At 66.6% G+C, this 14814-nt stretch carries 16 protein-coding genes; 12 read left to right on the top strand and 4 right to left on the bottom strand.

Going from position 1 to position 14814, the window contains the following annotated elements; genetic code table 11:
* The first annotated feature begins 246 nt into the window (after nucleotides 1-246).
* The 9 genes from ACVJ6E_RS16995 (at nucleotide 247) to ACVJ6E_RS16955 (ending at nucleotide 8792) form a co-directional block, all read left to right on the top strand.
* On the top strand, nucleotides 247-1401 hold the full coding sequence (locus ACVJ6E_RS16995) for an ABC transporter ATP-binding protein (RefSeq protein WP_120269983.1): 1155 nt from the start codon (nucleotides 247-249) through the stop codon (nucleotides 1399-1401).
* Nucleotides 1402-1434: 33 nt separating this feature from the next.
* Entirely contained in the window at nucleotides 1435-2571 is a 1137-nt protein-coding gene (locus tag ACVJ6E_RS16990; protein WP_120269982.1) for an ABC transporter substrate-binding protein, read from the top strand.
* 58 nt (nucleotides 2572-2629) lie between these two features.
* Entirely contained in the window at nucleotides 2630-3451 is an 822-nt protein-coding gene (locus tag ACVJ6E_RS16985) for an ABC transporter permease (protein ID WP_067224418.1), read from the top strand.
* A complete protein-coding gene (locus ACVJ6E_RS16980; protein ID WP_120269981.1) occupies nucleotides 3448-4302 on the top strand; it encodes an ABC transporter permease in 855 nt (284 codons plus the stop codon). The genes ACVJ6E_RS16985 and ACVJ6E_RS16980 overlap by 4 nt, the downstream gene beginning before the upstream one ends.
* Nucleotides 4299-5336, top strand: a complete 1038-nt coding sequence (locus tag ACVJ6E_RS16975) for a LacI family DNA-binding transcriptional regulator (protein ID WP_120269980.1) — start codon at nucleotides 4299-4301, stop codon at nucleotides 5334-5336. Before ACVJ6E_RS16980 ends, ACVJ6E_RS16975 begins: the two co-directional genes overlap by 4 nt.
* Before the next feature lie 111 nt (nucleotides 5337-5447).
* Nucleotides 5448-6245: a hydroxyacylglutathione hydrolase gene (gene gloB / locus ACVJ6E_RS16970; protein WP_120270217.1), complete on the top strand. Its 798-nt coding sequence runs from the start codon at nucleotides 5448-5450 to the stop codon at nucleotides 6243-6245.
* Between the two features lie 36 nt (nucleotides 6246-6281).
* Nucleotides 6282-6713 carry a cupin domain-containing protein gene (locus ACVJ6E_RS16965; RefSeq protein ID WP_199681460.1) on the top strand — a complete coding sequence of 144 codons (432 nt, stop codon included), beginning with the start codon at nucleotides 6282-6284 and terminating at the stop codon, nucleotides 6711-6713.
* A gap of 166 nt (nucleotides 6714-6879) precedes the next feature.
* The gene (locus ACVJ6E_RS16960) at nucleotides 6880-8100 is read left to right on the top strand and encodes an argininosuccinate synthase (RefSeq protein WP_120269978.1); all 1221 of its coding nucleotides are present in this window, start codon (nucleotides 6880-6882) and stop codon (nucleotides 8098-8100) included.
* Nucleotides 8097-8792: a hypothetical protein gene (locus tag ACVJ6E_RS16955; protein WP_208996814.1), complete on the top strand. Its 696-nt coding sequence runs from the start codon at nucleotides 8097-8099 to the stop codon at nucleotides 8790-8792. Before ACVJ6E_RS16960 ends, ACVJ6E_RS16955 begins: the two co-directional genes overlap by 4 nt.
* Nucleotides 8793-8811: 19 nt before the next feature.
* On the opposite strand, the gene ACVJ6E_RS16950 is transcribed toward ACVJ6E_RS16955, so the two are convergent.
* Nucleotides 8812-9663, bottom strand: coding sequence for a polyprenyl synthetase family protein (locus tag ACVJ6E_RS16950; RefSeq protein ID WP_120270215.1), 852 nt, complete (start codon nucleotides 9661-9663; stop codon nucleotides 8812-8814).
* A gap of 270 nt (nucleotides 9664-9933) precedes the next feature.
* Between ACVJ6E_RS16950 and mtgA the strand changes: the two genes are divergently transcribed.
* Both mtgA and rpmF read left to right on the top strand, forming a co-directional pair.
* On the top strand, nucleotides 9934-10653 hold the full coding sequence (gene mtgA / locus ACVJ6E_RS16945; RefSeq protein ID WP_120269977.1) for a monofunctional biosynthetic peptidoglycan transglycosylase: 720 nt from the start codon (nucleotides 9934-9936) through the stop codon (nucleotides 10651-10653).
* Between the two features lie 167 nt (nucleotides 10654-10820).
* Nucleotides 10821-11006: a 50S ribosomal protein L32 gene (gene rpmF / locus ACVJ6E_RS16940; protein WP_067224425.1), complete on the top strand. Its 186-nt coding sequence runs from the start codon at nucleotides 10821-10823 to the stop codon at nucleotides 11004-11006.
* A 189-nt stretch (nucleotides 11007-11195) separates the two neighbouring features.
* Here rpmF and phbB read toward each other — a convergent pair whose 3' ends face one another.
* Both phbB and ACVJ6E_RS16930 read right to left on the bottom strand, forming a co-directional pair.
* Complete coding sequence (gene phbB, locus ACVJ6E_RS16935) at nucleotides 11196-11924, bottom strand: acetoacetyl-CoA reductase (RefSeq protein ID WP_097174324.1); 729 nt, start codon at nucleotides 11922-11924, stop codon at nucleotides 11196-11198.
* 158 nt (nucleotides 11925-12082) lie between these two features.
* Nucleotides 12083-13264, bottom strand: a complete 1182-nt coding sequence (locus tag ACVJ6E_RS16930) for an acetyl-CoA C-acetyltransferase (RefSeq protein WP_120269976.1) — start codon at nucleotides 13262-13264, stop codon at nucleotides 12083-12085.
* A 345-nt stretch (nucleotides 13265-13609) separates the two neighbouring features.
* On the opposite strand from ACVJ6E_RS16930, the gene phaR reads away from it, so the two are divergent.
* Entirely contained in the window at nucleotides 13610-14209 is a 600-nt protein-coding gene (gene phaR, locus ACVJ6E_RS16925; protein WP_199681392.1) for a polyhydroxyalkanoate synthesis repressor PhaR, read from the top strand.
* A gap of 53 nt (nucleotides 14210-14262) precedes the next feature.
* Here the strand turns inward: phaR and ACVJ6E_RS16920 are convergent, their stop codons facing one another.
* Nucleotides 14263-14697: a GlcG/HbpS family heme-binding protein gene (locus ACVJ6E_RS16920; RefSeq protein WP_120269974.1), complete on the bottom strand. Its 435-nt coding sequence runs from the start codon at nucleotides 14695-14697 to the stop codon at nucleotides 14263-14265.
* Nucleotides 14698-14814: the final 117 nt, after the last annotated feature.

The following is a 14814-nucleotide window of genomic DNA, read 5'->3' as shown; positions in this document are numbered from 1 at the left end:
CGGCAAGTCGCGGATCGGGCACCTTCCTCCCCCGTGTAACCGGCACGGAACGCGACGGAAAGTTCGCTTCGGCGCCCTCGTCATGCGACCGTTACACACGCCGCGTATCACTCCGTCTGGAAATTCTGACGTGTCTGCGGCGTTGCGCCACACGAGGCCCGAGGCTAACAATATGGAAACGCCGTTTCGTCGGCAGAAGAAAAACAGCGTGTATCTTGCGATGCACAGCTGTGCAAAGGGTGGAAAATGACGCAAGAGGGCTTCCTGAACATCGCGGGCCTGTCCGCGGGCTATGGCGCAACACGCGTGCTGGACGGTCTCGACCTGGCCATCGCCAAGGGAGAGTTCGTCGCCCTGCTCGGCTCGTCCGGTTGCGGCAAGACAACGTTGCTGCGCGCCATCGCCGGCTTCGTGAAGCCCTCGGGCGGCAGCATTTCCGTCGACGGCGCCGACGTGACGCGTCAGCCGCCGGACAAGCGTGGCATGGCGCTGGTCTTCCAGTCCTACGCCCTGTGGCCGCACATGACGGTGGCGCAGAACATCGGCTACGGACTGAAGCTGCGTGGCCGCCCCAAGGCCGAGATCGCCCGGCGCGTCGGTGAACTTGAGGATCTGCTCGGGCTGTCCGGCCTCGGCGGCCGCAAGCCCGGTGCCCTGTCCGGCGGCCAGCGCCAGCGCGTCGCCCTCGGCCGGGCGCTGGCGATCGACCCGCAGATCCTGCTGCTCGACGAGCCGCTGTCCAATCTCGACGCCCGCATTCGCCTCAAGGTCCGCCACGACATCAGCGCGCTGCAGAAGCGCCTCGGCATCACCGCCGTACATGTGACCCACGACCGCGAGGAAGCCATGGTGATGGCCGACCGCATCGTCATCCTCGACCGCGGCCGCATCGCCCAGCAGGGCACGCCGCAAGAGCTGTACAACCGTCCCGCCTCCCCCTTCGTCGCCGCCTTCATGGGCGCGGAAAACCGTATCGACCTTACCAGCCGGATCGCTGGCGACAGGGTCATCGTTGCCGCAGGCCCAGCCAATGCGGCAGCCGATCTGGCCCTGGACGGACGGCCGCTGGCCGACGGGCTTCTGGAAGGACGCTTTCGCGCCGAGGCCGCAACCATCCTTGCCGGCGAGGGCGACGGCAACGCGACCCGTGACGCGCTGGAACTGCCCGGCCGGGTCGAGGCGGCCAGCTATCCCGGCGGCGCGTGGCGCCATTCCGTGCGGGTCGGCGAGGAGACCCTGCTCGTCGACAGTCCCGATCCCTTCGCGCTCGGCGCGGCGGTGCGCATCCGCATCCCCACCGAAGCGCTCTTCCTCTTCGTCCGGCAGGGTACCCCCGCCGGCCCCGAAGGCTCCTTGAGCGACGGCACCAAGCGCCGCGTCCTGGAAGCATCCGAGACCTGATCGTCAATGATGTCTAGAAAGCGGAGTACCGACATGAGGAAACTTCTTTCGGCGACGCTGGTGCTGGGCCTTGCGTCCACGCCGGTGACGGCGGCCGAGCTCACCGTGATCACGGCCGGCGACCAGAACATGGTCGACTACATCAATGAATATCTCGGCCCGATCTTCGAGGAGCAGAACCCGGGCCACACGGTGCGCGCCGTCGGCACCGGCCCCGGCGATGCCGGCTCCCAGAAGATCCTGGAGCGCTTCGAGGCCCAGAAGCAGGCCGGCAGCGAGACCTGGGACACGGACGTTGCCGTGGTCCACGAGAAGTTCGCCGGCCCGATGGTCTCGGGCGGCTATCTCGAGGCCTATCGCGACAACATCTCCTCCGGCAAGCTGGTGACGCGGGCGAATGCCGACATGGCGCTCGGCTCGAACGTCAAGGGCTATGTCATGCCGATGTTCAACAGCCAGACCGCCCTGGCCTACAATCCGGCCCTGCTGCCCAACCCGCCGAAGAGCTACGAGGAACTCGCCGCCTGGGTGAAGGAGAACCCGAAGCAGTTCGGCTACAACGGCATCAAGGGCGGCGCCTCGGGCGTCAGCTTCGTCATGGGCTGGGTCTACGCCTTCGGCGATGGCGATGCCGCCAAGCTGATGAACGGCCCGTTCGAGGAAGCCGAGACCACCAAGTGGGACGCGGCCTTCGACAGCCTGAAGGAGTTCACCCAGAACGCCACCTTGACCCCGGGCAATGCCGGCACGCTCGACCTGCTGTCGCGCGGCGAGATCGCCATCGGTCCGGTCTGGGTCGACATGTTCTATTCCTGGCAGGCCAACGGCCAGCTGCCGCCGGAATTCAAGCTTGTGCTGCCGGCCCCCGGCATGCCCGGTCAGCCGATGCACTACGTGATCCCGGCCAAGGCTCCCAACAAGGACCTGGCGGAGAAGTTCGTCGAGCTCGCCACCAGCCCGAAGGTGCAGGCGGAAGGCATCGTCAAGCGCTTCAACTGGTATCCGGGCATCGACGCGCAGCATGTTCAGGCCGAGCTCGATGCCGAGACCTGGAACAAGCTGTTCACGGACGTGACGCCGGAAGACCTCGCCAGCTACGGCAAGCCCTTCCCGATCGCTCCGTACAACAACGCGATCCTGGAAGCCTACGAGGCCAAGGCCGCCAACTGACCTTCACCGCAAAGGCCGCCCGGATCCCCCGGGCGGCCCCCACCGGATCGATGCCACCATGCCACGACGCCTGCTCGGACTGCTTCTCGTCCTGCCCGCCCTGACGGTGATCCTGTTCCTGTTCGTGCTGCCGCTTGCCCTCTCGGTGATCGGCGCGTTCGAGACCGAGGCAGGCTACGGGCTGGGGAACTTCACGAAGTCCTTCGCCCTCTACAGCTCCGACATCCTCTTCACCGTGGTGATCGTCAGCCTGTCGACCTGTCTGATCGGGCTCTTCTCGATCGCCATCGGCGGCTATCTGACGCTGGGCGAGAACCCGCGCGCGGTGGCGATCCTGCGCTGGCTGTACCGCTGGCCGCTGTTCATTCCCTTCATCGTCGTCGGCCAGGTGCTGCGCACCTTCCTCGCCAAGAACGGCTTGATGAACAACATTCTCGTGGGCGCCGGCCTCATCACCCCGCTGCAGGCGGTGAGCTTCCTCGACTGGCGCGGCATCGTCATCGCCTTCGTGTGGAAGCAGACGCCCTTCGTGACGCTGCTGCTCGCAGGCGCCATGGCCTCGGTCGACCGCGGCACGATCGAGGCGGCCCGCAATCTCGGCGCATCGCGGCTCCGCATCCTGATCGAGATCCTGGTGCCGCAGGTCGCAACCACGCTGATGGTCGGGCTGGTCCTGTCCTTCGTCACGATGATGTCGGTGCTCTCGGTGCCGCTGATGATCAACGCCCAGTCGCCGACCATGCTGACCGCCGACATCGCCTTCCGCATCAATGCCTATGGCGATTATGGCGTGGCCAACGCGCTCGGTCTGATCTCGCTCGCCGCGACCGCCTGCGTCGCATGGTTCTACCTGCGCCAGAGCATGAAGGAGCGCGGATGAGCACCCTGTCGACACCCCTCCCGAGCAAGGCCGAGCCCGCGCGCATCCGTCCCGACTTGTGGTGGGTGCCGCGCGCCATCGTGCTCGGCCTCATCGCCTTCATCATCTTCGGCCCGCTGACGAACCTCGTCCTGTGGACCGTCGCGGAGCGCTGGTACTTCCCTCATGCGCTGCCGCTGGAATACGGCTTCAGCTACTGGGAACGGGTGTTCTCGCCCCGTGGCAATGCGATGGAGTCGCTCGCCAACAGCGTCCTGGTGGCGAGCCTCACCGTGGTACTGGCCATCGCGCTGGCGGTACCCGCCGGCTATGCGCTGGCACGCCTGCGCCTGCCCTTCCGGGCGCTGATCCTGCTGGCTTTCCTGATCCCCCAAGCCTTTCCGAACCTGCCCGTCTACGTCAACATCGCCCGGCTCTTCTACCAGATCGGCCTCAACGGCACGGTCATCGGCGTCGTGCTGGTGCATGTCACGCACGGGCTGGTCTATGCGGTCTGGATCGCAACGGCTGCCTTTTCCGCCGTCGACAGCGAACTGGAACAGGCCGCCCGCTCGCTCGGGGCCGGCGCTTTCCGCGCGTTCCGGGACGTGACGCTGCCGCTTGCAGCCCCCGGGCTGCTGGCCAGTGCGATCTTCGTCTTCCTGGAATCGCTCGACGAGTTCACCGGCAGCTACTTCGTCGGCGCACCCGACGTGAACCTTTTGCCGCTTCTGCTCTATACAGCGGGTGCGGGCGGAAACTATCAGGTGGCATCGATCACGGCGTTGTTGCTCCTGATACCGTCCATTGCTTTCATGCTCGTCGTCGAGCGTTTCCTCAGATCCGACGTGCTGTCGAAGGTTGGCCATTGAAACGGGACCAGGGCGACAAGACCCCCGCACGGCGCTTCATCAGCGCGCAGCAGGTGGCACAAAAGGCCGGCGTATCGCGCTCGGCGGTCTCGCGCGCGTTCACGCCGGGCGCCAGCATCGCGCCGGAGACCCGCGAGAAGGTCATGCAGGCGGCGGCAGAACTCGGCTATCAGGTCAACGACCTGGCACGCGGCCTGCTCGCCAATCGCAGCCGGCTCGTCGGGCTCATCGTCACCCGGCCCGAGGTGGGCTTTCGCGCCCATCTCGTCTCCGCCCTGACCCGGGCACTGATCCTGCGCGGCAGCGTGCCGCTGATCATCAATACCGGCAGTCTGGAGCAAGAACTGCAGGCCGCACAGAACGCGCTGTTCGGATACCGCGCGGCGGCAACGATCATCCTGTCCGGTTCGCCTCCGGCCTCCTTCGTGGAGCTGGCCCGGCGCAACGGCCAGCCGCTGATCATGATCGGGCGTTCCGAACCCGACTGCGATCATGTGCGGATCGACAACACCGGCGCCGCCCGCACTGCTGCCCGGCTCTTCGTCGAGCGCGGCTTCACCCGCCTTGCGGTGGCCGGCGTCGCCTCAGCCACGCCGAGCCTCGTCGAGCGCGAGGAGGCCTTCGCAGACGAGGCCCGGCGCCTCGGCGCAAGCGTTGCCCGCGCTCACGGTGAGGAAGCAAACTATGCCGGCGGCCAGGGAGCCGCCGACGCGCTTCTCGGGGGCGATGCGACAGCCGAACGGCCCCAGGCCGTCTTCTGCGTCAACGACCTAGTGGCCATCGGCCTGATGGACCGGGCCCGCAGCCACTTCGCCATCGACATTCCTCGCGACCTGGCCGTTATCGGCTTCGACGACATTCCGGAGGCGTCGTGGGACGCCTACCGGCTCAGCACCTTCCGGCAGGATCCGGAAAAGATGGCAGAGGGCGCCGTCGCCCATCTGGAACGGCGGTTGACCGATCTGGACGCACCGCCCTCCACCTTGCGGCTGGAGGCCGCGTTCGTGGAACGCTCGACGACACCCGTGCGCTGACCGCCCGGCCGCCTTTACGGCCGGCCGGGTCTGCCGCCGAGGGCAGAAAGATGCTACCTCCGGGGGAATACGCCTCGGCGAAGCATGTTTCACCATACGGAGAACGAGCCCATGAGCGCTGACGACCGGCGAGCGGTAATCCGCCAGTTCACCTGCCTCGACGACAATTTCGGTGTCCTTGTCCATGTGCCGGAAAGCGCAAGCGGTCCCGGCGGCACCATCGCCATCGACGTGCCCCATCCCGATCCATACAAGGCAGTGCTGAAGGAAACCGGCTGGACGCTGACGGACATTCTCGTCACGCACCATCACTGGGACCATGTACAGGGACTGGAAAAGCTGAAGGCCGACACAGGCGCCCGCGTCACCGGCCCCGCCCTGTCGCGCGACAAGATCGCCGGGCTGGACGCCTTCGTCGAGGATGGCGACGAGATCACGGTCGCAGGGGTCGCCTTCAAGGCGATCGGCACGCCTGGCCACACGCTCGACCAGATCTCGTGGTGGGCGCCGGAACTCTCCTTCGCCCATACCGGCGACACGTTGTTCTCGCTCGGCTGCGGTCGCATCTTCGAGGGCGATCCGGCGATGATGTGGGCCTCGCTGGAAAAGCTGATCCACCTGCTGCCGCCGCAGACCTCAATCCATTGCGGCCATGAATACACGCTCTCGAACGCCCGCTTCGCGCTGACCGTCGATCCGGACAACGCCACCTTGAAAGCGCGCGTTGCCGAGGTGGAGAGCCTGCGGGAACAGGGGTTGCCGACGCTGCCGACGACGATGGCGGCGGAGCTTGCCGCAAATCCGTTCCTGCGCCCCGGCGACCCTGCGATCCGCAAGCATCTGGGCCTCGAAGACGCAAACGATGCGGCGGTCTTTGCCGAGATCCGGCGCCGCAAGGACACATTCTGACCGCTTGCAGGAGCCACCCCCATGTTCGACGCCGACATGACCGCCGCCGAGATCATCTCGATGCTCGGCCTCACGCCGCATCCCGAAGGCGGGCACTACCGGGAGACGTTCCGCGACAGCGAGACGGATGCTGCGGGCCGTGCCCGGTCGACCGCCATCTACTACCTGCTGGAAGCGGGCGAGCTCTCGGCCTGGCACCGGGTGGATGCGGTCGAGATCTGGCACTGGCATGCCGGCGGGCCGCTCGCCCTGACCATTTCGGAAAACGGGCACGACGCCCGCGCCCTGCATCTGGGGAACGACCTTGCCGCCGACCAACGGCCGCAAGGGATCGTGCCGGCCGGCGCCTGGCAGACGGCCGAAAGCCTTGGCCGCTGGACCCTGGTCGGCTGCACGGTGGCGCCCGGCTTCGAGTTTGCCGGCTTCGAGATGGCGCCTCCCGACTGGCGCCCTGTTCCGCGCGGCTGAATTTCCGCGCGGAACCGCGGTGCTTCGGGGTTTCCCGGCTTGCGCTCCGGCGCCCAAGGGCTACAGTGCGCGCGGATTTCACCCACCGGCAAGCGTTGCCGGCCCATACCGGCGTGCGGATCGCCGCAACCCGCCTCAACCTGCCCAGGACTGGACTACGGACCCCATGGCACACAAAGACATCAAGAAGGTGGTGCTCGCCTATTCCGGCGGCCTCGATACCTCGATCATCCTGAAGTGGCTGCAGACCGAATACGGCTGCGAGGTGGTGACCTTCACCGCCGACCTCGGCCAGGGCGAGGAACTGGAGCCGGCACGCAAGAAGGCAGAGCTGCTCGGCATCAAGGAAATCCACATCGACGATTTGCGCGAGGAATTCATCCGCGACTTCGTCTTCCCGATGTTCCGTGCCAATGCGGTCTACGAGGGCGTCTACCTGCTCGGCACCTCAATCGCCCGTCCGCTGATCTCCAAGCGGCTGATCGAGATCGCCCACGAGACCGGCGCCGATGCGATCGCCCACGGTGCCACCGGCAAGGGCAACGACCAGGTCCGCTTCGAGCTGTCCGCCTATGCGCTCGACCCGGACATCAAGGTCATCGCCCCGTGGCGCGACTGGACCTTCAAGTCCCGGACCGACCTCATCGAGTTCGCCGAGCAGCACCAGATCCCGGTGCCGAAGGACAAGCGCGGCGAGGCACCGTTCTCGGTCGACGCCAACATGCTGCACTCGTCGTCCGAGGGTAAGGTCCTCGAGGACCCGTGGGAAGAGCCGCCGGCATATGTCTACCAGCGCACCGTCGATCCGATGGAAGCGCCGGACGTCCCGACCGAGATCACCATCGGCTTCGAGAAGGGCGACGCCGTGTCGCTCAACGGCGAGAAGCTGTCGCCGGCAACCCTCTTCGCCAAGCTGAACGAGTATGGCCGCGAAAACGGCATCGGCCGCCTCGACCTCGTCGAGAACCGCTTCGTCGGCATGAAGTCGCGCGGCGTCTACGAGACGCCGGGCGGCACGATCCTGCTCACCGCCCACCGGGCGATCGAGTCGATCACTCTCGACCGCGGCGCTAGCCACCTGAAGGACGAGCTGATGCCGCGCTATGCGGAGCTCATCTACAACGGCTTCTGGTTCTCGCCGGAGCGCGAGATGCTGCAGGCCGCCATCGACAAGAGCCAGGAAAAGGTCGCCGGCGAGGTCCGCCTCAAGCTCTACAAGGGCAACGTCATCGTCGTCGGTCGCCAGTCGCCCTACTCGCTCTACTCCGAGGAGCTGGTGACGTTCGAGGACGATCGCGGCGCCTATGACCAGAAAGACGCGGCCGGCTTCATCCGCCTGAACGCTCTGCGCCTGCGGACCCTGGCCAAGCGCGACCGTCTGAAGTGAAAACGCACCCGGCGCGGGATGCAGCCTGGATCGCCGGTCTCGGCGACAGGCTCGCTCGCGCCGGGTTTTGCCTGCTCGGCCAGTTCGCGCCCGCCCCGGGCGATGCGGTGCCCGGCGCAAGAGCCGGACATGCTGCCCGCGCGGTGCTCGTCGTCGGCAGCCTCTCCAATCCACTCTTCGAAATCTTCGGCACCAGTCCGGAAGCCATCGACGGCCTGCCGGACCCGTTGGACCGCTTCACCCGCCGGGTTCTGACCGGGCTGGCCGGCAGCGAAGGGCTCGGCATCGTCTTTCCCTTCGACGGTCCTCCTTACCATCCCTTCCAGCGCTGGGCTCTGAAGGCAGGCGGTTTCTCGCGGTCGCCGATGGGGGTTCTTGCACATCATGAGTTCGGCCCCTGGACAGGGTTGCGCGCCGCCCTCCTGTCGCCGGAGCCGATGGCCGTGCCCGCATCTTTGCCCGAACAAGGCCCCTGCCCGACCTGCTCCGACACGCCCTGCATGTCCGCCTGCCCGGCTGGTGCCCTGTCGCAGACAGGATACGACGTGCCGCGCTGTCTGGCCTATCTGCGGGCGAACCCTGCCGCCCCCTGCCATGCCGGCTGCATTGCAAGGCGTGCCTGCCCCTTCGGCCGCGCGCACGCGCAGTCGGAAGAAGCAGGCAGCTTCCACATGCGTGCCTTTCTGGGGTGAAACCCGGCCGGCCGGGACCTCAGCGATCGCGGACGGCAACGAAGCGGGCAAGCCCGGCGAGCTCAGCCGCCCGGGTGCCATAGGGAGCAAGCAGCGTCTCCGCCTCGCCGACCAGACGGGACAGCTCCGCGCGCGTCCACTCGGCGCCCTTGAGCGCCACCAGGGTCGCCTTGCCGGCAGCCGCGTCCTTCCCTGCGGCCTTGCCGAGCGCGGCCGCATCGCCTTCGACATCGAGCAGATCGTCGGCCAGCTGGAACGCAAGGCCGATCACCTCGCCGAACCGGGTCAGCCGCTCGATATCCTTGGCCGACGCTCCGGCAAGCCGCGCGCCGGTGCGCGCCGCATAGCGGATCAGCGCCCCGGTCTTCATCGACTGCAGCAGTCGGATATCCGCTTCGCCGAGCGAGCTGTGCTCGGCCGCCAGATCCAGCATCTGCCCGCCAGCCATGCCGCCGACACCGGCAGCGCGCGCCAGGTCGCGCGAGGCCGCAAGCCGGACGCCCGCATCCGCATGCACCCGCGGATCGGCGACGAGATCGAAGGCCAGTGTCAACAGCGCGTCGCCGGCAAGGATCGCCGTCGCTTCGTCGAAGGCACGGTGAACCGTCGGCTGGCCACGACGAAGGTCGTCGTCGTCCATCGCCGGCAGGTCGTCGTGGACGAGCGAATAGCAGTGGATGCACTCAAGAGCGGCGGCTGCGACGAGCACGCCTGCGTCGTCGCGGTCGAACAGCCTCGCAGCCGCGATCATCAGGCCCGGGCGCAGCCGCTTGCCGCCGCCGAGCGCGGCATAGCGCATCGCCTCGATAAGTCGGCCGGGGCGTGCAGGCTCTCCGTCGGCCGGTTGCGAGGCAAGCAGCGTCTCGAGCATTGCCTCGAACCGCCCGGCATCGGCGGCAAGCTGGTCTGCGGCATCGGCGGTCACGGGGCAGCTCCGAAAAACCTTGAGGAACGGGTGCCGGCGTCGATCAGCCGGCGCCCCGCCTCAGTGTCGAAAAACCCGGCGAAGGTCAACCACCTCGAGGGACGATCCGGCGCCGGCGGCCAACGGTCTGTTGTCTGACGCATCGCCAGCCTGTATTCCGGCGCCGCGGTGTGGCACCGTGCGCCGAAGGGTCGGCGAGACGGACTGCGGGGGCGAATGAGCGAAGGCGAAGTCAGGAGCGAGACGCGACGGGCGCGCGGCGGGCGCTTGCGGCGGCTCGTGCTGCGCGCGCTTCTGGTCATCCTGCTGCTGCCGCCCGTCCTGACGCTGCTCTGGGCTGTGGTGCCCCCCGTCAGCACGCTGATGCTGGCCCGCTATGTGCAGGGCCTGTGGGTCGACCGCGACTACGTGTCACTGGACGATATCTCCCCTCATCTCGTGCGCTCGGTCGTCGCCTCGGAGGATGCCCGGTTCTGCCAGCATGGCGGCATCGACTGGGAGGCGCTGGAAAACCAGATCGCCGCCCTGAACGAGGGCGACGGCGTGCGCGGCGCGTCGACCATCACCATGCAGGTCGCCAAGAACCTGTTCCTCTGGAACGACCGCAGCTATGTCCGCAAGGCGGTGGAGCTGCCGCTGGCGCTGATGATCGACGCCATGCTGACCAAGCGGCGGATCCTGGAAATCTACCTCAATATCGCCGAATGGGGCGAAGGCGTTTTCGGGGCGGAAGCCGCCTCGCAGGCCTGGTTCGGCAAGCCCGCCAAGGACCTCGACCGCACGGAAGCGGCGCGCCTGGCCACCGCGCTGCCCAACCCGCTGGCCCGCAATCCGGCACGCCCGCGCCCCGGCCACGACCGGCTCGCGCGGATCAATCGCGGCCGGGCAGCGGCAATCGAACCACATCTGGAATGCATCCCGGGTTTCGGCCCCTGATCGCGACGTAAAGAATCGCCCGCAGACGACAAAATTTCTGACTTTCGGGCTGGCAAAGCGGCAAAAGGTCCGGTATAAGCCCGCCATTCCTGCACACCGTGTAGACCCACGCCCCGGGCTGACCCGGTCCGGGTTTCGCGGGATATTGCACGACGGAGAGTACGACAATGGCCGTTCCGAAGAGAAAAACCACGCGCATGAAGCGCGGCGCGCGTCGCTCCGCGGACGCCCTGAAGCAGCCGACCTATGTCGAGGACAAGGATTCGGGCGAACTTCGCCGCCCGCATCACGTCGACCTGAAGACGGGCATGTACCGGGGCCGCCAGATCCTGGCGGTGAAGGACGACGTGTGATCCTGAGGCGGCCGCAACGCGGCTGCCCGGGAAAACGCGAAAAAAGAGGCCGGTGCGCAAGCGCCGGCCTTTTTCGTTTGGCGTTCTAAGATCCGACGGTAGCCGTGATACCTCTCATGCGAGCGCCAGCAAAAAGGGCCCCTGCCGAGGCAGGAGCCCTTTCGAAATCCTGTTCGCTCGCGCGTGCGATCAGCCGTTGGCGTAGTACTGGCCGCCGTTGATGGTCAGCACGGCACCGGTCATGAACGCGGCTTCCTTCGAGGCGAGATAGGCGACCGCAGCAGCGATCTCCTCTGCCTGGCCGAGCCGGCCGACCGGAATGCCGGCGATGATCCCCTCCAGGACCTTCTCCGGGACGGCTGCCACCATGTCGGTGTCGATGTAGCCCGGGCAGATGGCGTTGACCGTGATGCCCTTGCGGGCGTTCTCGGATGCCAGCGCCTTGGTGAAACCGATCACGCCGGCCTTCGCGGCCGAGTAGTTGGTCTGCCCGAGCTGGCCCTTCTGCCCGTTTATGGACGAGATGTTGATGATGCGGCCGTGACCACGCTCGCGCATGCCGTCGATGACCGGACGGGTCATGGTGAACATGGAATCGAGATTGGTGCGGATCACCGCCGACCACTGCTCGAAGTCCATCTTGTGGAACCAGCCGTCACGGGTGATGCCTGCGTTGTTGACGAGCACCTCCACAGCACCGAGGTCGGAAACCACCTGGCCCACACCCTGGTTGCACGCCTCGGCATCGGACACATCCCACTTGTAGACGTGGATGCCGGTCTCGGCCTTGAATGCCTCAGCCTTCTCGGTGTTGCCGGCATAGGTCGCCGCCACCGTGTAGCCGGCAGCCTTCAGGCCCTTGGAGATCGCAGCGCCAATGCCCCGCGTACCGCCCGTAACGATTGCCACATTGCTCATTCACTTCCTCCCGTTCAGCTTGCGCTGCCGCACCAGCCGCCGCTGACTGGCCCGGTCCGCCGGTTGCGGGCAGAAGCCCGATCCGGCCCACCCGCAATCCAGCCGATGCCGGCCGCCCGTGCCTTGATCGGCATCAAGCGGCCGTCATCAAATCGTGGTCAACGCTCCACGCAGAGCGCTACGCCCATGCCGCCGCCGATGCACAGCGTCGCCAGGCCCTTCTTCGCGTCGCGGCGCGCCATCTCGTGCAGCAGCGTGACGAGCACGCGTGCGCCCGAAGCGCCGATCGGATGGCCGATGGCAATGGCACCGCCATTGACGTTCACGATGTCCGGGTTCCAGCCCATGTCCTTGTTCACCGCGCAGGCCTGGGCGGCGAAGGCCTCGTTGGCCTCAACGAGGTCGAGGTCCTCGACCTTCCAGCCGGCCTTGGCCAGCGCCTTGCGCGAGGCCGGGATCGGACCGGAGCCCATGATCGTCGGGTCGACACCGGCGGTGGCCCAGGAGGCAACCCGCGCCAGCGGGGTCAGGCCGCGGCGGGCAGCCTCGGCCGCGCTCATCACGACCAGCGCCGCGGCACCGTCATTGATGCCGGACGCATTGCCCGCCGTTACCGAGCCTTCCTTGGCGAAGGCCGGGCGCAGCTTGGCCATGCTGTCGAGGCTGGCGCCGTGGCGGATATACTCGTCCTCCTCGACGATCCGGTCGCCCTTGCGCTCCTTGATCGTCACCGGCGTGATCTCGTCCTTGAAGCGGCCGGCCTTCTGCGCAGCTTCCGCCTTGTTCTGCGAGGCGACGGCAAACTCGTCCTGCTGCTCGCGCGAAATCTGCCACTTCTCGGCAACGTTCTCCGCGGTCTGACCCATGTGGTAGCCGTTGAAGGCGTCCCACAGGCCGTCCTTGATCATCGTGTCGATCATCTTGTAGTCGCCCATCTTGTAGCCGGCGCGCATATGGGCGCAGTGCGGCGACAGCGACATGTTTTCCTGGCCGCCGGCAACGATGATGGACGCATCGCCCGCCGCAATCTGCTGCATGGCGATGGCGACGGTGCGCAGGCCCGAACCGCAGACCTGGTTCAGAACCCAGGCCGTGGCGCTGTCGGGAATGCCGGCGAGAATGGCGGCCTGGCGAGCGGGGTTCTGGCCCTGGCCAGCCGTCAGCACCTGGCCGAACACGACCTCGTCGACATCGGCGGCGGCAACGGAGGCGCGCTCGAGTGCAGAACGGATCGCCACTGCGCCGAGCTCGTGGGCGGGCGTGTTCGCGAAGGCACCATTGAAGGACCCGACAGCAGTGCGCGTTGCGCTGACGATGACGACGTCGGTGGATGCGCTCATTTCATGATCTCCCGAAAAACCGGACCTCCCCTGGCGCGAGCAATCCCCTGGTTGTTGTTCGGCTGCCTGCGCGTATCTCGCAAACTAGAGACGCCCGCCCGCCAAGTGTCAACCGCAACCCCCCTTAGCCACCGGCGATTTTCCCGCTCTCACGGTCATCCTTTCGGTGCAGTCGGGGCGCTGCCTGACAAGTTTGACAAAACGGTGGTGCGCCCGCCTACGATTGGCTTATCGTGCGTCAGGACAAAGTCGCGGAAGAGGCAGGTCGATCTACCGCCGCGACCCAGGGAGGAATGCCGCAACGGCTTGCGGGCCGGGGCGCGAAGCCGGGATCTGAAAACCGATATGGCTACAAAGACCACCGAGCCGACCATCATCAAGAAATACGCAAACCGGCGTCTCTACAACACCGGGACCAGCACATATGTAACGCTGGAAGACCTCGCCCTGATGGTGAAGGACGAAGAGGATTTCATCGTCTACGACGCCAAGACCGGCGACGACATCACCCGCTCCGTGCTCACCCAGATCATCTTCGAGCAGGAGAACAAGGGGCAGAACCTGCTGCCGATCACGTTCCTGCGTCAGCTGATCCGCTTTTACGGCGACAGCATGCAGAACGTCGTGCCGTCCTATCTCGACTTCTCCATGTCCTCGCTAACCAGGGAGCAGGACAGGATGCGGGAGCAGATGGCCAATGCCTTCGGCTCCACCGCCTTCGATGCGATCGAAGACCAGGTGAAGCGCAACGCCGAGATTTTCGACCGGGCCATGCGCATGTTCCTGCCGTTCGGTCCGGGCAAGGACGCGGAAGGGCAGCCCCGGCCGGTCGATCCCGCCAAGGGAGCGGGTCCTGCCAGCGCCGACGATCTCGACGCGCTCAAGAAGCAGCTGGCCGACATGCAGAAGAAGATCGACGCCATCGCCGGCGGCGGCCGCGAGTAGACCGCCACCAAGCACGTCAAAAATGGTGGCCGGGCGCTTTGCCCGGCCTTCGTTCACCCGCGATCGGCGCTGAAGCCGGCCGCTTCGATCCCCGCCACCGCACAGGCCTCGTCATTGTCCGAGGTATCGCCGCTGATGCCGACGGCGCCGAGAATCTCGCCGCCCTCGCCAGCGCGAATCAGCACGCCGCCCGGTACCGGAACGATGGCGCCACCCGCCACGCCGTTCAGGGCCTGCACGAAATGCGGACGCGTCTTGGCGTTCTCGTCGAGCCAGCGCGAACCGGCCCCCACGGCAATCGCCCCGTAAGCCTTGCCGCTTGCCACCTGCGGACGCAGGATCGAGGACCCATCCTGGCGCTTGAGCGCGACAAGGTGGCCGCCGGCATCGAGAACAGCGACGGTGAGCGGCTTGAGGCCGAGTTCCGCACCCTTGGCGAGTGCCGTATCGACAATCTTTTCCGCGCTGGAAAGGGTCAGTTTGCTCATTTTCTATGGTCTCCGTGCCGGCATCCGATAATCTTGCAGAACCATGGCTAGCAGTGTCACCGCTTGCCACCAACGGACAAGAACGACAAGCACTCGTTCCCTGGGGACGAAAATCCT

This window comes from Stappia sp. G46H5W (assembly GCF_058448995.1).
Note: the sequence above shows the minus strand (reverse complement) of the source record. Positions and strands in the feature narration are given on the sequence as shown.